Annotated in this window: 19 protein-coding genes; 5 read left to right on the forward strand and 14 right to left on the reverse strand. The window is 75.2% G+C overall.

Features of this window, described 5'->3' with window-relative positions; translation table 11 throughout:
* The first annotated feature begins 83 nt into the window (after positions 1-83).
* A complete protein-coding gene (locus KMZ30_RS15470; RefSeq protein WP_215520057.1) occupies positions 84-1955 on the forward strand; it encodes a DUF294 nucleotidyltransferase-like domain-containing protein in 1872 nt (623 codons plus the stop codon).
* Positions 1956-1965: 10 nt separating this feature from the next.
* Positions 1966-2661, forward strand: a complete 696-nt coding sequence (locus tag KMZ30_RS15475) for an exonuclease domain-containing protein (RefSeq protein ID WP_308279764.1) — start codon at positions 1966-1968, stop codon at positions 2659-2661.
* A 37-nt stretch (positions 2662-2698) separates the two neighbouring features.
* Here the strand turns inward: KMZ30_RS15475 and KMZ30_RS15480 are convergent, their stop codons facing one another.
* Positions 2699-2866, reverse strand: a complete 168-nt coding sequence (locus KMZ30_RS15480) for a hypothetical protein (RefSeq protein WP_157577255.1) — start codon at positions 2864-2866, stop codon at positions 2699-2701.
* An 81-nt stretch (positions 2867-2947) separates the two neighbouring features.
* Here KMZ30_RS15480 and KMZ30_RS15485 point away from each other — a divergent pair, with 81 nt between their 5' ends.
* The gene (locus tag KMZ30_RS15485; protein WP_215513162.1) at positions 2948-3862 is read left to right on the forward strand and encodes a LysR family transcriptional regulator; all 915 of its coding nucleotides are present in this window, start codon (positions 2948-2950) and stop codon (positions 3860-3862) included.
* Between the two features lie 19 nt (positions 3863-3881).
* Here the strand turns inward: KMZ30_RS15485 and KMZ30_RS15490 are convergent, their stop codons facing one another.
* The 9 genes from KMZ30_RS15490 to KMZ30_RS15530 all read right to left on the reverse strand — a co-directional run bounded on the left by KMZ30_RS15490 (position 3882) and on the right by KMZ30_RS15530 (position 12210).
* The gene (locus tag KMZ30_RS15490; protein WP_215513161.1) at positions 3882-4094 is read right to left on the reverse strand and encodes a ferredoxin; all 213 of its coding nucleotides are present in this window, start codon (positions 4092-4094) and stop codon (positions 3882-3884) included.
* Positions 4078-5175 (reverse strand): NADH-ubiquinone oxidoreductase-F iron-sulfur binding region domain-containing protein, encoded by a 1098-nt coding sequence (locus KMZ30_RS15495; protein WP_215513160.1) that lies wholly within the window; start codon positions 5173-5175, stop codon positions 4078-4080. Before KMZ30_RS15495 ends, KMZ30_RS15490 begins: the two co-directional genes overlap by 17 nt.
* On the reverse strand, positions 5172-5735 hold the full coding sequence (locus KMZ30_RS15500; RefSeq protein WP_215513159.1) for a ferric reductase-like transmembrane domain-containing protein: 564 nt from the start codon (positions 5733-5735) through the stop codon (positions 5172-5174). Before KMZ30_RS15500 ends, KMZ30_RS15495 begins: the two co-directional genes overlap by 4 nt.
* Positions 5732-6682 (reverse strand): FAD:protein FMN transferase, encoded by a 951-nt coding sequence (locus KMZ30_RS15505; protein ID WP_215513158.1) that lies wholly within the window; start codon positions 6680-6682, stop codon positions 5732-5734. The genes KMZ30_RS15500 and KMZ30_RS15505 overlap by 4 nt, the downstream gene beginning before the upstream one ends.
* Positions 6683-6692: 10 nt before the next feature.
* Positions 6693-7010, reverse strand: coding sequence for a hypothetical protein (locus KMZ30_RS15510; RefSeq protein ID WP_215513157.1), 318 nt, complete (start codon positions 7008-7010; stop codon positions 6693-6695).
* 105 nt (positions 7011-7115) lie between these two features.
* Positions 7116-9713 (reverse strand): MMPL family transporter, encoded by a 2598-nt coding sequence (locus KMZ30_RS15515; RefSeq protein ID WP_215520058.1) that lies wholly within the window; start codon positions 9711-9713, stop codon positions 7116-7118.
* A 39-nt stretch (positions 9714-9752) separates the two neighbouring features.
* Positions 9753-10394, reverse strand: coding sequence for a TetR/AcrR family transcriptional regulator (locus tag KMZ30_RS15520; protein WP_215513156.1), 642 nt, complete (start codon positions 10392-10394; stop codon positions 9753-9755).
* Positions 10395-10592: 198 nt separating this feature from the next.
* Positions 10593-11456: a transposase gene (locus tag KMZ30_RS15525; RefSeq protein ID WP_215513155.1), complete on the reverse strand. Its 864-nt coding sequence runs from the start codon at positions 11454-11456 to the stop codon at positions 10593-10595.
* 40 nt (positions 11457-11496) lie between these two features.
* Positions 11497-12210, reverse strand: a complete 714-nt coding sequence (locus KMZ30_RS15530; RefSeq protein WP_215513154.1) for a hypothetical protein — start codon at positions 12208-12210, stop codon at positions 11497-11499.
* Positions 12211-12321: 111 nt separating this feature from the next.
* On the opposite strand from KMZ30_RS15530, the gene KMZ30_RS15535 reads away from it, so the two are divergent.
* Complete coding sequence (locus tag KMZ30_RS15535; RefSeq protein ID WP_215513153.1) at positions 12322-14040, forward strand: aminotransferase class V-fold PLP-dependent enzyme; 1719 nt, start codon at positions 12322-12324, stop codon at positions 14038-14040.
* Positions 14041-14056: 16 nt separating this feature from the next.
* Here the strand turns inward: KMZ30_RS15535 and KMZ30_RS15540 are convergent, their stop codons facing one another.
* Positions 14057-14374, reverse strand: coding sequence for a DUF952 domain-containing protein (locus tag KMZ30_RS15540; protein WP_215513152.1), 318 nt, complete (start codon positions 14372-14374; stop codon positions 14057-14059).
* A gap of 60 nt (positions 14375-14434) precedes the next feature.
* Here KMZ30_RS15540 and KMZ30_RS15545 point away from each other — a divergent pair, with 60 nt between their 5' ends.
* Positions 14435-14920 carry a GNAT family N-acetyltransferase gene (locus KMZ30_RS15545; RefSeq protein ID WP_372447516.1) on the forward strand — a complete coding sequence of 162 codons (486 nt, stop codon included), beginning with the start codon at positions 14435-14437 and terminating at the stop codon, positions 14918-14920.
* A 45-nt stretch (positions 14921-14965) separates the two neighbouring features.
* On the opposite strand, the gene KMZ30_RS15550 is transcribed toward KMZ30_RS15545, so the two are convergent.
* The 3 genes from KMZ30_RS15550 to KMZ30_RS15560 all read right to left on the reverse strand — a co-directional run bounded on the left by KMZ30_RS15550 (position 14966) and on the right by KMZ30_RS15560 (position 19152).
* Entirely contained in the window at positions 14966-15439 is a 474-nt protein-coding gene (locus tag KMZ30_RS15550) for a DUF2690 domain-containing protein (protein WP_215513150.1), read from the reverse strand.
* Positions 15440-15568: 129 nt separating this feature from the next.
* Positions 15569-17071, reverse strand: coding sequence for a fused MFS/spermidine synthase (locus KMZ30_RS15555; protein ID WP_215513149.1), 1503 nt, complete (start codon positions 17069-17071; stop codon positions 15569-15571).
* Complete coding sequence (locus tag KMZ30_RS15560; protein ID WP_215513148.1) at positions 17068-19152, reverse strand: NAD(+) synthase; 2085 nt, start codon at positions 19150-19152, stop codon at positions 17068-17070. The genes KMZ30_RS15555 and KMZ30_RS15560 overlap by 4 nt, the downstream gene beginning before the upstream one ends.
* Positions 19153-19293 lie beyond the last annotated feature (141 nt).

Below are 19293 nucleotides of genomic sequence, written 5' to 3' on the forward strand. Positions count from 1 at the left end.
GCCGGTGCGGCACCCGAGTGACCTCATCCCAGCAGGTCAGCGCCCCGTTGTGTGGCTCGCGTGCACGCTGGGACGATGGCTGCATGACCCTCGACGTCGAGCTGGCCGAGGTGCGCGACTTCCTCGCCGCCCACGAGCCGTTCGCCGGGCTGCCCCCGCAGGTCCTCGAGCGGCTGCCGGCGCGGATGTCGGTCGAGTACGTGCGCCGTGGGCGCGAGCTCATCGGCCGCGGGCACGACAACCACCACCTGCACGTCCTGCGGGCCGGGGCCGCCGACGTCCGCGACGCCCAGGGCACGCTCGTCGACCGCGGCGAGGCCGGCAGCACCTTCGGGTCCATCACCCTGACGCAGGGCAACCCGTCGACCTTCTCGGTCACCGCGATCGAGGACTGCCTCGTCCTCCTGCTGCCCGAGGACGACTTCCACGCCCTCTGCCGCGAGCACCCCGACGTCGACGCGTTCTTCGACGCGCAGCGCCGCAGCCGGATGAGCGGGGCCGTCGCCGGGCTGCGCGTCTCGGGGTCGGGGCACGCCATCCTCACGACCCCCGTGCACGAGCTCGTCGCCCGCGGCGTCGTCTCCGTGCCGGCGAGCGCAAGCATCCGCGAGGCCGCGACGACGATGACCGAGCAGCGCGTCTCCTCCCTCGTCGTCCTCGACGGCGACCGCCTCGTCGGCATCCTCACCGACCGCGACCTGCGCAGCCGGGTGCTCGCGGCCGGAGCGGACCCCGCGGCGGCCGTGACGACGGTCATGACGCCCGACCCCGTGACGGCGCCCGCCGAGTCGCTGGCCTTCGAGGCGCTGCTGACGATGACGAGCCGGCGCATCCACCACCTGCCGCTCGTCGACGCCGCCGGCCGGCCCGCGGGGGTCGTGACGACGACCGACCTCCTGCGCCTCGAGGAGGCCAACCCCGTCTACCTCGCCGGGGACGTCGCCCGGCAGGCCGACGTCGAGGGCGTGGCCCGCGCGGCGTCGAGGCTGCCCCGGGTCGTCGAGGGCCTCGTGGGCCAGGACGCCAGCGCCGACGACATCGGCCGGGTCGTCACCGCCGTGGGGGACGCGGTCGAGCGGCGGCTCATCGCGCTCGTCGAGCAGGACATGGGCCCGGCGCCCGTGCCCTACTGCTGGATGGCCCTGGGGTCGCGCGCGCGGCTGGAGCAGGCGCTCGCGACCGACCAGGACACCGCGCTCGTCATCGACGACGCCGTGGACGACGCCGGGCTCGCGTGGTTCGCGACGTTCGCCGAGCGGGTCACCGAGGCGCTCGTGCGCTGCGGCTACCCCCGGTGCGCCGGCGGTGTCATGGCCTCGACCCCGCAGTGGCGCCGGAGCCTGCGCGCCTGGCGTCGCGAGGTGTCCTCGTGGGTCACCTCCCCGACGCCCGAGGCGGTGCTGCACTCCGCGGTGTTCTTCGACATGCGGCCGGTCCACGGGGACGAGTCGCTCCACGCGCGGCTCCAGCAGCACGCCCTCGCCGCGACCCCGGGGGCGGCGACCTTCCTCGCGCACCTGGCCAAGGACGCCGGGGTGCACGAGCCGCCGCTCGGCTTCTTCCGTGGGCTCGTCCTCGAGAAGGCCGGCGAGCACAAGGACCGGCTCGAGATCAAGCGCGGCGGCATCCTGCCCGTCGTCGAGCTCGCCCGGGTCCACGCCCTCGCGACGGGGTCGCCGGCCGTCAACACCCGCGCCCGGCTCGAGGCCGCCCGGCTCGCCGGGGTGATCGGCGACGAGCTCGCCGACGACCTGCGCGACGCCTTCGAGTTCATCGGCTACGTGCGGCTGCGCCACCAGTCCGCGCAGGTCCGGGACGGGCGCCCGCCCGACAACTTCGTCGACCCCGCGACCCTGTCGAGCTTCGAGAAGCGCCACCTGCGCGAGGCCTTCGCGATCGTCCGGACCGCCCAGCAGTCGCTCGGCCGCCGCCACCTCACGCAGTTCGTCTCGTGAGCGGGGCCCGGTGAGCCTGCTGCGCCGACCGGTCGCCGCGCGTCGCGAGCGCGCCCTGCGCCGGTGCGCCCCGGGGCCGCTCGCCGACCTGCTCGCCTCCTCGACGCCGGCCCGGGACACCCCGCTGCACCGCCTGCCGCTGCTCGCGGTCGACATCGAGACGACCGGGCTCGACCCGGCCCGCGACCGCGTGCTGGCGGTGGGCTGGGTCCCGGTCGACGGCGGCCGGGTCGACCTCGGCGGCGCCGGCGGCCACGTCGTCGCGGATGCCGGCGAGGTGGGCCGCAGTGCCACCGTCCACGGCATCACCGACGACGCGCTGGCCGCCGGGCTCCCGCTGGAGGACGTGCTCGGCGCACTCCTGCGGGCGCTCGCCGGGCGGGTGCTGCTCGCGCACTTCGCGCGGATCGAGACGACCTTCCTCGGCGCGGCCTGCGAGCGGCTGTGGGGGGCGGGCCTCCCGGTCGAGGTCGTCGACACCTTCGAGCTGGAGCGCCGCGCGCTCGGCGGGGGATGGGACGCCGCGTCCGACCCCGGGGCGCTGCGGCTGTGGACCGCCCGCGCCCGCTACGGGCTGCCGGTCTACCGGGCCCACGAGGCGCTGACCGACGCCCTCGCCTGCGCCGAGCTCTACCTCGCCCAGCGGGCGCACCTCGACGAGGGGGCCCCGGAGACGACGACGACCCTCCGCCACGTCGTGGCGTGAGGGTCGGTCTGCGTGCTGCTGGGCCCCCGGTGGGTGCTCAGATGTGACGCGGGGTGGCGGACTGCGCGAGGAGGTAGATCTCGTGCGTCTCGCGGACGAGGTCGCGGTCGACCTGCCCGTCCCAGCCGCGCCCGGAGAGGCGGTTGGTGCGGAGGGTCTGCGCGAGGTGACGGGCCTTCTGGACGGAGAGCGATGCGGCGTTCATGGGTCCTATGTTCCGCCTTCCGACCGTGCAGCACAACGCGACTTTGCTTCAGGATTCCGCAGTATCGCTTAACATTGATGGATGCTCGACCCGCACCGTCTCACCATCTTCCGCTCGGTCGTCGCCAGCGGCTCGGTCCAGGCCGCCGCCGACAACCTCGGGCTGACCTCCTCGGCGGTCAGCCAGCACCTCGCGGCGCTCCAGCGCGAGACCGGGCTGACCCTCTTCCAACGCTCGGGCCGGGGCATCGTGCCCACCGAGGCCGCCCTCGTCCTCGACGCCCAGAGCGACGAGGCGATGAGCCAGTGGAGCCGCCTCGAGCACGTCGTCTCGGACCTGCGCGACGGCCGGTCGGGGCGGCTGTCCATCGGCTACTTCGCGAGTGCCGGGTCGGCATGGATGCCGAGCCTCGTGCGGCGGCTGACGACCGAGTTCCCCGACCTCGTCCTCGAGCTGCGGCTCAACGAGGTCGAGCAGCGCGGGCCCCGCCCGGACCTCGACCTGGCGATCGACCCGCCCGACACCCCGCTGCCCGCCGGCCTGCGCCGGGTCGACCTCACCGACGACCCGTTCGTCGCCGTGCTCCCGCGCGACCACCCACTCGCCGGCGAGGCGCAGATCGCGCTGACCGACCTGCGCGGCGAGACGTGGGTGAGCAGCGACTACCCCCACGCCGTCGGCCACCGGCTGCTCGTGGCCGCGTGCGCGGCGGTCGGCCTGCGGCCCCGGTTCACCGTGCAGGCCCAGGACCACCACACGGCGATCGGCTTCGTGGCGGCCGGGGTCGGTGTCTCGGTGATGCCCGGCCTCGCCGCGCGGGGGCTGCCCCCGTCGGTCGTGCGCGTCGACCTCGCCCCGCCGGCGCCGGTGCGCCACCTCTCGGCGGTCGTCCGGCAGCTGGGGGCCTCCAGCGCCCCGGCCGAGCGCGCGGTGCAGCTCCTCGAGGAGCTCATCTCGCACCCGGCCTGGTCGCCGCGGCGCCGCTCGGCCCGCTGAGCGAGGACCGGCCGCGCGGTCAGGGCCGGTCGGACCAGTAGAGGGCGCGGGCGGGACAGAAGGTGAGGGCGCGGTCGCCCTCGGGGCGGGGGACCTGCGGGTCGTCGACGACGGGGTAGCCCCACTCGTCGAGGCGGACCCGCCCGGCGAGGAGGGTGGCGCACACCCCGTGGCCGGTGCAGGCGACCCGGTCGACCCGCAGGGCCGGTGCGCGGTCAGGCGTGGTGGACACGGGCGGTGCTCCCTTCGGTGGGGCAGGTCCCGACGGCGTGCGCGTCGAGGTGGGGGCCGAGCACCCGCAGCGCCGACGCGGCGAAGCGCGAGACGCCGTCGGGGAAGCGGCAGGCGCCGCGGTCGGGGAGGAGGCCGGCGTGGCGGCGCACCTCGTGGGCGGTGGCCGGGCCGGGGTCGGCGAGGAGCCGGTCCCAGGCGGCGGCCAGGGCCGGCACGCCGAACATGCACGGTCCGCACTGCCCCGCGGTCTCGCCGGCCGCGTACCGCAGGTACCCGGCGACGGTGCGGACGGGGCAGCGGTGCGGGTCGAGGACGTCGAGGATGCCCGGCCCGAGGCTCGCGCCGACCCCGGCCAGGTCGTCGCTGGACCAGCGCAGGGCACGCAGCCGGTGCAGCGGCACGAGGGCGCCCCCGAGGCCACCGACGACGACGTGCTCGGCGCCGCGCGCGGGCTCGGCCGCCGCGAGGAGCTCGGCGAGGGGGGTGCCGGCCTGCGTCTCGAGGACGCCCGGCCACGAGACCGCGCCGGTCAGGGTGACCAGGCGGGGGCCCGGCTCGGCCTCGGTGCCGAACGACCGGAACCAGGCCGGGCCGTGCTCGGCGACCTGGGCGATGCGCCACACGGTCTCGGCGTTGAGGACGACCGTCGGCGGCACGCGGCGGCCGTCGGCGTCCCGGCCGCCGGTGACGAACGGGCGGCGCTTGGTCATCGGCCGGGCCAGGCCACCCTGCGCGGCCGAGACGAGGGCGCTCTCCTCCGAGGAGACGTAGCGGCCGGGGACGTCGAGGACGTCGAGCCCGGCGGCGCTGAGGAGCGCGGCCGTCCGCGACCCGCGGTGGGCGGCGAAGCGGATGCCGCGGCGCCGGCCGGGCGCCACGAGGTGGGCGCCGTGCACGAGCTCCTCGAGGTGGTGCTCGACGACGAACGCGTCCTTGGCGGCGCCGATCTCGCCGTCACAGGCGTTGACGACGAGGTGCGCGCCGTGGTCGTGGGCGGCGTCGACCTTGACGCCGGTGCTGAAGGCGGCCCCGCCCCGTCCCGTCAGGCCGGCGGCGTGGAGGTCGTCGACGAGGCTCACGACCACTCACCCCCGAGGACGACGTCGCGGCGGGCGCGGTCGGCGTGGGTGGCGAGCAGTCGCCACAGGACGGCTCCGACGCCGATGCCACCGCACGCCACGGTGACGGCCCGCAGGCCGGGCTGGTCCGAGGTGCCGAGGGCGAGCCCGTGGAACAGGGCCGAGGGCCACAGGGCGTAGGTGGCGCGGTGCACCCAGCGCCACACCCGCTCGGGCAGGCGCGGCCGCAGCCAGGACGTGGCGGCGACGACGGCGAGGAGGTCGACCGCGAGGGTGCCGAGGCCGACCCAGAACGGCTCGTACCCGCTCGTGAAGGGCAGCACCGCCGACACCGCGTCGATGCTCACGTAGGTCTCGGCGACCGCCGTGGCGACGTGGACCGTGACGAAGGTGATCATCCCGAGCGAGAGCCAGCGGTGGACGGCCATGACGACGGTCGCGGTGCCGCCGTGGGGCCGGCGCCGGCCGGCCGTGACGACGCCGAGGACGACGACGGCCGTCAGCAGGGCGATGCTCGCGACGCCGGTCGCGCGCGAGAGGTACCAGAGCGCCTCGTTCACGAGGTCACCTCCGTCGGGTCGGGCCAGCCGGGGGTCGTGACGACGGCGTGGCCGGTGTCGAGCCGGGCGGGCAGGCCGATGCCGGCCAGCCAAGCGGGGGCGTCGTCGCCGAGCACGACGGCGGCGGTGGAGGCCGCGTTGGCCTCGAGGGCGCTCGCGGCGACGACGGTGACCTGGGCCCACGTCGCCGGGGCGGTGGCGCCGGTGCGGGGGTCGAGGACGTGGTGGCGGGTGCTGCCGTCGGCGACCGCCCAGGTGCGCCGGCGGGTCGAGCTCGTCGCGACCGCTTGGCCGCGCCGGAGGGCCAGGACCTGGACGACGTGGCCGTCGACGTCCTCGACGCCGACCCGCCAGCCGCCCTCCGGGGCCGGGCCGCCGACCGCGAGGTCGCCGCCCAGGTCGACGAGGAAGCCACCGGGCAGCCGGGTCGCCAGCCGGTCGGCGAGGACGTCGGCGGCGTGCGCCTTCGCGGTGGCCCCGAGGTCGAGCAGGCACCCGGCGGGGACCTCGACGCGGTCGGTCACCGGGTCGAGGTGGACGCTGCGCCAGCCGGGCACGGCCGCCGCCGGCCGCAGGGGCGCGGTGCGACCGCGGACGACGGCGAGGTCGGCGTCGTAGCCCGAGGCGGCGACCGCCCGGCCGACGGTCGGGTCGACGAGCCCGTCGGTGAGGCGGGCCGCGCGCAGGGCCGCCCGCAGGCTGCTCGCGAGGACGGGGGAGGCGACGAGGCCGGCCGGGCCGTGGGCGGCGGCCGCGGCGAGCCGGCTCACCTCCGAGTCGGGGCGGAAGCGCGAGGCCGCGCGGTCCAGCGCCGCGAGGTGGTCGCGCACGACCGCCTCGGCCTCGGCGAGGACGACCGGCTCGGTCACGAGGAGACGGACGGTCGTCCCGATCGCCTCGAGCTCGGTCACCGCCGGCGAGGCGAGGGTCGACGGGGCGGGAGGCACGGCCGGCGCCTCAGGACCCGTGGGTCGTCGACTGCGACGACCCGCTGCTGCCGGACACCCCGCCGGGGGAGGAGAACCCGGAGGACCCCGAGCTCCCGGAGGAGCTGCTGCTCGAGCCGGAGCTGCTGCTCGATCCCGACGAGGCGCTCGACCCGGACGAGCCCGACGAGCCGTCGTCGGAGGAACCGGTCGTCGCCGCGCTCGCGGTGGTGGTCGTCGTCGCGGTCGCCAGGTGGTAGCCGGCGACCCCGGTCGTCAGGGCCGCCGCGGCGACGGCGCCGGCCGTCCAGGCCTTGGCCTGCTGCAGGGCACGAGGGGTGGTGCGCATGGTGGTCGCCTCCGGGGTCGGGACGTGCTGACCCCTCGACGGTCCGCCCCGGCGCTGTGGCGGACCTGTGCGACCTCGATGCCTCCTCTGTGCCCTGCCGCCGGGTCAGCCGCGGGGCGCGACCGGCTCGCGCTCCGCGGCGTCGGTGGTGCCGGTCGGCGCGTGCCGCGCGTCCTCCTGCGCGAGGTGGTCGGCCAGCTTGACGCCCTCGACGTCGAGGTCGGGCAGCAGCCGGTCGAGCCAGCGCGGCATCCACCAGGCGCGCTCGCCGAGGAGGTGCATGACGGCGGGCGTCAGCGTCATCCGGACGACGAACGCGTCGACGAGGACGCCGACGGCCAGGCCGAAGCCGATCGGCCGGACCATCACGAGGTGGCTGTAGGCGAAGCCGAGGAAGACCGACGTCATGATGACCGCCGCCGCCGTGACGACCTTGACGCCGTGCACGAAGCCGGAGCGCACCGCGGTGCGGGCGTCCTCGCCGTGGGCGCGTGCCTCGTGCATGCCCGAGACGAGGAACATCTGGTAGTCCATCGCGAGGCCGAAGAGCACGCCGATGAGGATGATCGGCATGAACGACAGGATCGGGCCGGGCTGTGTCACACCGAACCACGATCCGAGCCAGCCCCACTGGTGGACGGCGACGGTGGCCCCGAAGGCGGCCGCGACCGAGAGCAGGAACCCGCCGGTGGCGACGAGCGGGACGACGACCGAGCGGAAGACGACCATGAGGATGAGCAGGGAGAGGCCGACGACGACGGTCAGGTAGAAGGGCAGCGCTCCCTGGAGCCGGTCGGAGATCTCGATGTTGGCGACCGTCTGGCCGGTGAGGCCGATCTCGATGCCGTCGTGGCGCTCGAGGAGCGAGGCGGTGCGGCGGACGCCGTCGATGGTGGCCGGCGTGGCCTCGTAGGCCGGGCCGGTGCTCGGGACGACCTGGAACGCGAGCGTCTCCTTGTTCTCGCTCACGCCGAAGGGCACGACGCTGACGACGCCGTCGACCCCGCGCAGCGCCGAGGCGATGGTCGCCTGCGCGTCGAGGACCTGCGCGTCGGTGCGCGTCGTGTCGGTGCTCGGCAGCTCGGCGACGGCGACGACGGGGCCGTTCATCCCGGGGCCGAGCTCGTCGGCGACCGCGGTGTAGGCCGTGTACGCGCTGGAGCCGGTCGGCTCGCTGCCGCCGTCGGGGAGGCCGAGGCGCATGTCGAGGGCCGGCACGGCCATGACGCCGACGAGCGCGACGACCCCGAGGACCGTGAGCCACGGGTGACGCGTCACCGCCGAGACGTACCAGGCGCCGTGCTCCTCCGGCCGGTCCGCCGAGGTGTCCGGACGGCTCGTGGCATCACCCGGGGTCGCGAACCCGGCCTTGCGCCAGGCCCGTCGGGAGACGACGCGGGTGCCCATGAGGCTCATGACGGCCGGCGCGACGGTGACCGCGACGAGCACCGAGACCGCGACCGTGGCGGCCGCGACGAGGCCCATCTCGGCGAGGATCGGGATGCCCGAGAGCACGAGGGCGGCGAGCGCGATGACGACGGTGGCGCCGGCGAAGGTGACGGCCGAGCCGGCGGTCGCGACCGAGCGGGCCACCGACTCGCGCAGCGGCGTGCCGTGGAGGATGTTCGCGCGGTGCCGGTTGACGATGAAGAGCGCGTAGTCGATGCCCACCGCGAGACCGAGCATGAGCGCGAGCGCCGGTGTCGTCGTGTTGAGCTCGACGAAGGCCGTCATCGCCATCGCGCCGCCGAGGCCGACGCCGACACCGAGGAGCGCGACGAGCAGGGGCAGGCCGGCCGCGACGAGGCTGCCGAGCACGAGCACGAGGACGAGGAGCGCGACGGCGAGGCCGAGGATCTCGCCGGGGCCGATGAACTCCAGCGCCTGGGTGATCTCGACGCTGTAGCTCGGGGTGATGCCGGCGGCCTCGAGGATGGGGTCGCCCTTCTCGGGGATGAGCGCGCGGTCCTCCGGCGGGATCGACTGGGCGTTGTCGTCGAACTGCACCTGGATGACGGCGTAGCGGCCGTCCTCGCTGACCAGCCGGGTCCCGGCCGAGGCGTCGGCGACGGTCTTGCCGTCGGCGTACTGCGCCTCGCCGGCGAGGAGCTGCTCGCGGGCGTCGGCGAGCTTCTTCTCGCCCTCGGCGACCTGCCGCCGGCCGTCCTCGACCTGCGCGCGCAGGTCCGCCGTGGCCTGACTCTCGGGGTCGGTCTTCTCGAGCTGCGCGAGGAACGACTCGCCGCCCGCGAGCTGCCCCTTGGCGTCGGCGAGCTGCTGCGTGCCGCTCTCGAGCTGCGCGCGGCCCTCGTCGAGCTGCTTCTTGCTGTCGGCGAGCTTCTGCGCCGACTCGTCGAGCTGCTGCTGCGAGGCGAAGGGGTCGACGACGCGCTCGACGTGGGGGACCGTCTTCCAGGCGTCCATCGCCTCCGTCACGGCCTGCTTCTGCGCGTCGGTGAAGGAGCCGGAGTCGCTCTCGAGCACGACCCGTCCGAACCCGCCTGCGGCCGAGGGGATCTCGGTGCCGAGGCGCTGCACCACGCGCTCGAACTCGGTGCCAGGGATGGACACCTGGCTCGTCAGCGGCGTGCCGACGGTGCCGGCGAGGGTGCCCGCGACGGCGAGGACGGCGACCCAGGCGGCGAGCACGCGCCAGGCGTGCGCGGCGCACCAGCGGCCGAGGCGGTACAGGGCGGTGGACATGCGGGCCTCCGGGGCGGGAGAAGGTCGGGCGGCGGTGGGTCAGGAGGGCCGGACGGCAGTGTCCGGGAGGGCGGGACGGGAGAGGCTGTGCAGCGCATCGGCGAACATCGCGAGGAAGCCGGGGGCATCGGCGTCGGTGGGCTCGGTGACGGCGTGGCGGGCCCAGACCCGCAGGGCCGCCTCGCCGGCGCCGACGACGGTGCTCGCGAGGGTGGCGACCTCGAGCTCGGTCGGGCCCGGCCCGAGGCGCTCGCGCAGCCAGGCCTCGAACCAGTCGAGCCAGGCGTGGAGCTCGGCGAGGATGAGGCCCTTGGCGTGCGGGGATGCCTCGCCGGCGGCGGCGAGGGCGCCGATGCGCTGGACGAGCTCGAGGTCGGAGGGGTCGTCGACGACCGAGAGGAGGGAGTCGCGGACCGGCTCGCCGGCCGGCCTGGCCTCGAGGCGGCGGCTCAGCGAGGCGAAGAACTCCGCGACGCTCGCGGTGAGCACCGACTCGACGGACGGGAAGTAGTTGAAGAACGTGCGGCGCGAGACCCCCGCGCGGTCGGCGACGGCCTCGGCGGTCACCGCGTCGACGCCCTCGTCCCGGACGATCTGGTACGCCGCGAGGGCGAGGTCGTGGCGGGTCCGCTCGCGCTTGCGGTCGCGCAGCGAGGTCGTCACGCAGGTCGGTCGGGTCACCGGACCAGCGTAGGCATCCGTTGCACGCCGGTGCAAATCTGCACCCCCATGCATTCGACAGCCCCTCCCGCCCCCGGCGCCTCACCTTTTCGGGGTCACCCCGAAAAGTCCGCGAGACCCCGGTTCCGAGCCGGGGTCTCGTGGACGAACCGGGGTGACGCACTCCGAGGTCGACGAGGTGGGGGCGGCGAGGCGGGGTCAGGTCGTGCCGGTCAGGCGGTCGAGGGTCCGGCGGGCGGCGGTGGCGGCGTCGTGCGCGGTGCGCTCGTCGCGGGTGTTCGCGAGCTGCGCCCGGCGGGCGTCGTGCTCGGCCTCGGTGGATGCCGCCAGCTCGTCCTCGAGGGCGGCCACGGCGGCGCGGGCCTGCGCCAGGCGCGCCGCGACCTCCTCGCGGCGGCGTGCGGCCGAGGTCGCCCGCCGGCGGGCGTCCTCCGCCGCCTCGCGGGCCTGCTCCAGGGCGCCCTCCGCCTGCGCGGCCGCCGTGCGCGCCGCCACGAGAGCCGCCTCGTCGCGCGCCTCTCGGTCGGCCGACGCCGCCCGCCGGGTGGGCGGGGCGTCGGCTCCGAGCGCGACGACGCGCGAGAGGTCGACGGGCTCGAGGCCGCTCGCACTGACGGTGTCGACCATCCGTCCGGTCGCGAGGGCCGCCCCGACCCCCGCGTCGACCATCGCCGAGCGCAGCGTCTCCTCGACCGCCCCGGCCACCGCGGCGGACACCGGCTTCCCCGCGCCACGCACCGCGTCGACCGCCTGCCGGGCCACCGCGCGGGTCAGCTCCCTGCGCTGCGCGTCGAGGGCGCGCAGCTCGGCGGCCGCGAGCGTCCCCTGCGCCGCCCGCAGCCGGGCGCCGAGCTCGAGCACGCCGTGCACCTGCTCCGGGTCGTCGCGGACCAGCCGGTTGAGCACCCACGCCCCGGCCGTCGGCTTCCGGAGCGTGCGCAGGCGCGCCGCGAGGTCGGCGTCGCCGGACGACCTCGCCTCCGCCGCAGCCGCGTTGCGGGCCGCGGTGAACTCCTCCGGCAGCAGGCCGTAGAGCTCGTCGGCGACGTCCTCGATGCTCACCCGCCCATCGTCGCAGCCGGGGCGCTGGCCGGCACGCCGCTCAGCCGCCGAGCGACCCGACGGCGCGTGCCACGACGATCAGCGACACGAGGAGCGCCGCGGTCGCCTGGCTGGCCATGAGCAGCTTGGCCCGGGTGCTCAGCGGCATCGTGTCGGTCGGGCTGAAGGCGCTCGAGTTCGTCACCGACACGTAGAGGTAGTCGACGAACAGCGGCACCCATCCGCTCGTGCGGCTCGACGACGCCGCGACCTCCGCGACCGTGTCGTGGTCCTCGTCCTGCGAGAAGCGCCAGTCGGCGGGCGGCAGACGGTCGCGGCGCTCGCGGTGCCGGGCGACCGGGCCTCCGCGGTCGAGCTCCCAGTAGAGCAGCGCGTACCCGACGACGCCGGTGAGCCACACCTGCATCCCGCCGAGCAGCAGGCCCCCGGGGTCGGCCGACGAGTCCGAGAGGGTCGCGACGAGCATCCCGAGCGCGACGAGGTTGCTGAGGATGACGACGCCCGCCAGCCCGACCGACACCCACCGCGACCACCGCGTCCGCCGGACCAGGCGCACCGGGTTGACGAGGACGAGCGACAGGAGCAGCAGCACCTCCACCGCGGGGATGGCCAGGCGCGGCCCGACGAGCAGCGGCTGCGGCAGCAGCGCGTAGGTGACGATGGCGACGAGGACGGCCAGCGCCGGCGGCAGGCGGTGCTCACCCTCGCCGGCGCGGCGGTGCCCGAGCTCGGCGTCCAGGTCGTCGTGCGCCATCCCCGGACCGTATCGCCGCACGACGGTGCAGGACGGGGTGCAACCACACCGACCGCGCGAGGCCGGCCGACCGCCGGAGCCGGACGGGCCGGGCGTGGGACGCTGGGGGGCATGGCCGACAGCCCCAGCACCGACCGCCGCGCCGACGCCCTCCTCCGCCGGATCCGCGAGTCCGTCATCGGCGAGGACCACGTGATGCAGACCCCGTACGGCCCGCGCCGCGTGACGTACGCCGACTACACCGCGAGCGGTCGCGCGCTGTCCTTCATCGAGGACTTCCTGCGCGACGAGGTCCTGCCCGCCTACGCCAACACGCACACCGAGTCCAGCGGCACGGGCCTGCAGACCACCCGGCTGCGCGAGGACGCCCGCCGGATCATCCACGACGCCGTCCACGGGGACGACGACACGGTCGTGGTCTTCGCCGGGTCGGGCTGCACCGGCGCGATCGACAAGCTCGTCGGGGTCCTCGGTCTGCGCGTCCCGAGCGTCCTCGAGGACCGCTGGCACCTGACCGACGCGATCCCCGCCGAGGCGCGGCCGGTCGTGTTCATCGGGCCGTACGAGCACCACAGCAACGAGATCCCGTGGCGCGAGACGATCGCCGACGTCGTGACCATCCGCGAGGACGCCGACGGACGCATCGACGCGGCCGACCTCGAGGCGCGCCTCACCGAGCACGCCGACCGGCCGCTGCTCGTCGGGTCGTTCAGCGCGGCGAGCAACGTCACCGGCATCGTCAGCGACACCCACGGCATCTCCGCGCTGCTGCACCGCCACGGCGCGCTCGCGTTCTGGGACTTCGCCGCCGCCGGCCCGTACGTCGACATCGAGATGACCGCGCCGGCCGACGGCGACCCGCTGGCGTACAAGGACGCGATCTTCCTCTCGCCGCACAAGTTCATCGGCGGCCCGTCGACCCCCGGCGTGCTCGTCGCCCGCCGCGAGCTCTTCGCCAACCGCGTGCCGGTGACCCCCGGCGGAGGCACGGTCGCGTACGTCAACCCCGAGGACCACGCCTACCTGCCCGACCCCGCGCACCGCGAGGAGGGCGGCACGCCGGCGATCATCGAGTCGATCCGCGCCGGGCTGGTCTTCCAGCTCAAGCAGGCCGTCGGCGTCGACACCATCCGCGCCCGGGAGGAGCGCTTCCTCGAGCGGGCCGTCACCGCCTGGCGCGACGAGCCGGGTCTGGAGATCCTCGGCAACCTCGACCTTCCGCGGCTCTCGATCGTCTCGTTCGTCGTCCGCTCACCCTCGGGCAGCCACCTGCACCACAACTACGTCGTCGCGCTGCTCAACGACCTCTTCGGCATCCAGTCCCGCGGGGGATGCTCCTGCGCCGGTCCCTACGGCCACCGGCTGCTCGGCATCGACCTCGAGCGCAGCCACGAGTTCGAGCGCGAGATCACCGGCGGCTGCGAGGGCATCAAGCCCGGCTGGGTCCGGGTGAACTTCAACTACTTCCTGTCCGACGCGGTCGCCGACTACGTCGTCGAGGCGGTCCGGATGGTCGCCCGCGACGGCTGGCGCCTGCTCGGCGACTACACGTTCTGCCCGGAGACCGGGATGTGGCGCCACCGCCGCGGGGTCGTCGAGCCGCCGGTGCGCCTGGCCGACGTCGTCTACGGCGACGACGGCTCGGTGACGATGCCGGCCTCGGACGCGCGCGGCGGCGAGGAGATGCTCGCCGAGCACCTGCGCAAGGCCGCCGCGGTGCTGGCCGCGGCCGACGCGCCGGACCTCGGCCGGCCGGACCACCACGTCTCGGCCGACTTCGAGCACCTGCGCTGGTTCGACCTGCCCGACGGCGTCGTCGTCCGGGCCTGAGCCCGCCTCGTCCTCGTCAGAGGGTGCGGGTGGCGGTGACGGCGCCGGCGTCGAGCGGGCCGTAGAGGTGCGGGAACTCCTCGTCGGTGCCCTCGGGCGCCTCCCACCGCACCGGTGAGCTGAGCCGCTGCGGGTCGATGGTCAGCAGGACGAGCTCGTCGTCGACGTCGGCGTAGAACCGTTGCAGGACACCGGGCCACTGCTCGCTGGTCGAGAGGTGGATGAAGCCCACCTCGCCGAGGGAGAGGCCGTGCGTCGACTGCTCGTAGCGTCCGATCGCGCGGGCCTTCTCCCACTGCTCGGCGTGGGCGATGTGGAAGAGGTCGTCGGTCACGGCAGCAGGGTGTCACGAGTCGGCGGCGCCGGCCCGTCGGGGAGGCGTAGGGTCCGGCGGGTGAGCCAGCGCACGCGCCCCGCGACCCGTGACGACGTCCCCGCCATCCAGCGGATGGTCCACGCCCTCGCCGAGTACGAGCGCGAGCCGGACGCCGTCGAGTCGACCGAGCGGCACGTCCTCGAGGCGCTCTTCCCCGACGACGGCGCGACCTCGACCTTCGCGCACGTCGCCGAGGTCGACGGCGAGGTCGTCGGGATGGCCGTGTGGTTCCTCAGCTACTCGACGTGGACCGGCCGCCACGGCATCTGGCTCGAGGACCTCTGGGTCGATCCGGCGCACCGCGGCTCGGGGCTCGGCAAGGAGCTGCTCGCCGCGCTGGCGCAGGTGTGCGTCGAGCGCGACTACCGGCGCCTGGAGTGGTGGGTCCTCAACTGGAACACCCCGAGCATCGGCTTCTACGAGTCCATCGGCGCCGTGGCGCAGGGCGAGTGGACGACCTACCGGCTCGACGGCGCCGCGCTGGCCGCCCTCGCCGCCGGCTGACCGGCCGGGGTCGGTCGGCCCGACCCCGGCCGGTCACTCACGGGCTCAGTACCAGGGCGTCCACGCGGCGTAGACCGTGTTGGTCGCACCGTTGGGGTCGATGATCCCCCGCGCGCGCGCCTTGAGCGGGTCCTTGTCCCAGAGCATCGTCGTGTAGCAGTCCTGACCGCCCTCGGGGGTGTAGCAGGTGGGCGAGTGCCTGCCGTCGCTGCGCGCGACGTATCCCTGGGGGACGTACGTCTGGTTCGCGACCGGCTTGACCCCGTGGACGTGAGCCCACGCCGCGTGGCAGTGCACGGAGTACATGAGGTCGACGTACCCCCTGGCGTTGCCGGAGCCGTCGCGGATGATCGTGTGGTAGATGACCTGCTGGTCGGCGCGGCAGCCGACGTCGCGCGGGTGCTTGCCGTTGACGTCGCCGGGGCCGATGGCGGCGAAGGCCGGGGCGGCGGCTCCGACGGCGGTGCCGACGGCGAGCAGTGCGGCGGCCGCGAGGCGGCCGGTCCTGGTGCGGGACATGGGTGTGTGATCCCCCTTGGTGGGGCCGGGGCCCCTCGACGGTGCCACCCGGGACCGGGCGGCGCCGGGGACGCTACTCGCGCAACCCTGCTGCGGCGACCGGAGCAGGGGAAGGCCTTCAGGAAGGGCTCAGCCGACGGTCGCGGGGGCCCGCGGCGGGTAGGGGGTGAGCAGCTGGTCGACGGGTGCGTGGTCGTCGGTGAGGACCGGTGAGTCGCCCACCCACGCCTCCAGGGCGGCGCCGTCGATGACCTCCCAGTCGAGGTCCCGGGCGGCGATGGCGGCGCGCCATCCGGCGACGTCGATCGGTGCGGCGGAGGCGAGCACGACGAGGTTCCCGCCCCCCTCGCCCCGGGTGGCCGCCGGCGTCGCGGCGAGTGCCACGTGGTCGAACACCGTGCCGAGCGTGCGGACCTCGGCCCGGGCGAAGCCCAGCGGCTCGTGGTCGATGAGGTTGGCGGCGTAGAGCCCGTCGTCGGTCAGCACGCGGCGGACGTCGGTCAGCGCCTCGCGCGTCGTCAGGTGCCACGGCACGCTGACGCCCCCGAAGGCGTCGCCGACGACGAGGTCGAGCGTGCCGGACCCCACGGCGCGCAGACCGACCCGGGCGTCCTCGACGCGCACCCGCAGGTCGGGCCCGGTCCGCAGGCCGAGGCGCTCGGTGTCGAGGGTGACGACCCCGGGGTCGATCTCGGAGACCGTGCTCACCGTCCCCGGGCGCTCGGCGGCGAGGAACCGCGGCAGGGTCAGGCCGCCCCCGCCGAGGTGGTGGGCGCGGACGGCGCCCTCGGGCAGCTGGCTCCCGGTCGCGGCGGCCAGGGCCTTGACGTAGGCGAACTCGAGCTTCGTGGGGTCGGCGAGGTCGACGGTCGAGTGGCGCAGGTCGTCGAGGACGAGCACCCGCTCGGTCGGCCGCTCGGGGTCGCTCGTGACGACCGCGCAGTGGTACTTCGTCTCGACGTCGCAGCCGCTCGGCGCGAGCGCGGCGCCCAGCCCGCCGACGACCGTGACGACGGCGGCCGTGCCGGCGAGCCCGCGGCGCGACCCGACCTCCACGGCGACTCCGCCGACGACGAGCAGCACGCCGAGCCCGACCATGATCCAGGTGACCGGCACCCGCGAGACGAGGACGAAGCCGGTGAGGACCGTGCCGAGGATGGCGCCCGCCGTGCCGAGCCCGGACAGCCGGCCGACGACCGAGCCCGTCTCCTCGAGCGTCGACAGGCGCAGCGCGGTGACGACGGGGTGGACCGCCGACAGCAGCGCCCCCGGCACGATGATCGACGCGCCCGCGGCCACGAGGAGGAACGCGCCCCCGGCCAGCCCGGCGGCGCCACGCACGAGGAACGGCGTCGCCGCGACGACCGCCCCCGACACGACGAGCAGCAGCCCGAGCACCGCCCGGCCGTCGTGCTCGTCGGCCCACCGCCCGCCGAGCCACGAGCCCGCCGCGATGGCGGCCAGCGCGAGGCCGATGACCAGCGTGCTCGTCTCCAGCGTCAGCCCGAGATGCGGCGCGAGGAGCCGCAGCGACACGATCTCGACGACGAGCACCGCTGCGGAGCAGCCGAACACGAGCGCGACGGCCGTGCGCGCACCGATCCGCGGCTCCCGCCGGTCGGACTTCCTCACGCCGACGGGACGTTCGCGTCGAGCTCGGCCAGCCACGCGGCGGCCACGGCGTCCGACGGCATCCGCCAGTCACCGCGCGGCGAGAGCGACCCGCCGGCGACGACCTTCGGCCCGTTGGGGATCGCCGAGCGCTTGAACTGGTTCTGGAAGAACCGGCGCAGGAAGACGCCCATCCACTGCCGGATGGCCGGCAGCTCGTGCGCGACGCGGTCCCGCTCGGGGTAGCCGGCCGGCCAGGCCCCGGCGGAGGCGTCGCGCCACGCGTGCTCGGCGAGGAAGGCGATCTTGCTCGGTCGGTACCCCCAGCGCAGGACGTGGAAGAGCGTGAAGTCGTGGAGGCCGTAGGGGCCGATCGTGTCCTGGGTCGACTGGATCTTCTCGCCCTCGCGCGCCGGCACGAGCTCGGGGCTGATCTCGGTGTCGAGGATGGCCAGCAGCGTCTCGTCCGCCCCGGCGTCCCCGAGCTCGCCGTGCGAGACGACCCAGCGGATGAGGTGCTGGATCAACGTCTTCGGGACGCCGGCGTTGACGCCGTAGTGCGACATCTGGTCGCCGACGCCGTACGTGCACCAGCCCAGCGCGAGCTCGCTGAGGTCGCCGGTGCCGAGCACGATGCCGCCGCGCTGGTTGGCCGCGCGGAAGAGGACGTCGGTGCGCAGCCCGGCCTGGACGTTCTCGAACGTCACGTCGTACACGGGCTCGCCGTCGCCGGCGGGGTGGCCGAGGGCCTTGAGCATCTGCGTGGCGAGCGGCCGGATGTCGACCTCCTCCCACTCGATGCCGAGCGCCTCCATGAGCGCGACCGCGTTGCTCTTCGTGCCGGCGCTCGTCGCGAAGCCGGGCATCGTCATCCCGAGGACGTGGGTGCGCGGCAGGCCGAGGCGGTCGCAGGCCTTGACCGCGACGATGAGCGCGTGCGTCGAGTCCAGGCCGCCCGAGACGCCGATGACGATGCGCGGCAACCGGGCCGGGTTTCCGCCGCCGATCGAGCGCATCCGCTGCTCGAGCCCGGAGACCTGGATGTTGTACGCCTCGTAGCAGTCCTGGGCCAGGCGCGACTCGTCGTCGGGCACGAACGGGAACCGGTCGACGACGCGGCGCAGCCCGAGGTCGCCGGCGGGCGGCCGCAGCCGGAACGGGACGACGCGGAAGCCGGACTCCTCCGCGGCGTACGCGGAGGCGTTGTCGTCGAAGGAGCCGACGCGCATCCGCTCCTGGCGCAGCCGGTCGAGGTCGACGTCGACGACGGTGCGGCGCGGGCCGTCCGGGAAGCGCTCGCTCGCGCCGAGCAGCTCGCCGAGCTCGTAGGCCATCGTCATGCCGTCCCACGAGAGGTCCGTGCTCGACTCGCCCGCGCTCGCGGCCGCGTAGAGGTAGGCGGCGTCGCAGCGGGCGCTGGCGCTGCGGGCCAGGAGGTGGCGGTCCTCGGCGCGGCCGACGGTGATGGGGGAGGCCGACAGGTTGAGCAGCACGGTGGCCCCGGCGAGGGCGGCCTCGTGGCTGGGCGGCACCGGGACCCACAGGTCCTCGCAGACCTCGGCGTGGACGACGAGGCCCGGCACGTCGTCGGCGGTGAAGAGCAGGTCCGGCCCGAAGGGGACCTCGCCGTCGACGTCGGAGCCGGGCCACTGCGGCCGGACGAGGTTCTGGCCCTCCTGCCCGGTGCCCGCGGCGAACCAGCGCTTCTCGTAGAACTCGCGGTACGTCGGGAGGTACGACTTGGGGGCGACGCCGAGCACCTCGCCGCGGTGGATGACGACCGCGCAGTTGTAGAGCCGGTTCGCGTGCCGCAGCGGCGCGCCCACGACGACGACGGGGGTGAGGCCGACGGTGGCCTCGGCGAGCGAGACGACCGCGCGGTCGACGGCGTCGAGGAGGACGTCCTGGAGGAACAGGTCGTCGACGGCGTACCCGGACAGGGAGAGCTCGGGGAAGAGCGCCACCGCCACGCCGTCGTCGTGGCAGGCCCGCACCTGCTCCGCGATGCGCCGCGCGTTCTCCGCGGGGTCGGCGAGGGCGACGGGCAGGGTGCACGCCGCGACCCGGGCGAACCCCTGGGCGTAGACGTTCCGGAACTCCATGACCCGAGGCTAGTTGTACTCGGCCGGGACGTTGGTGACGCGTAGGCGTTGACGACGAGGAGAACCTCCGGGTGAGGTGTGGATTGTCTAGGTCCTACACCGCCCGGAGGTTCTCGTGGCCCACGCTAACGCTCGTCTGAA

It is taken from the genome of Phycicoccus mangrovi, assembly GCF_018729305.1.
Lineage (GTDB): Bacteria > Actinomycetota > Actinomycetes > Actinomycetales > Dermatophilaceae > Phycicoccus > Phycicoccus jejuensis.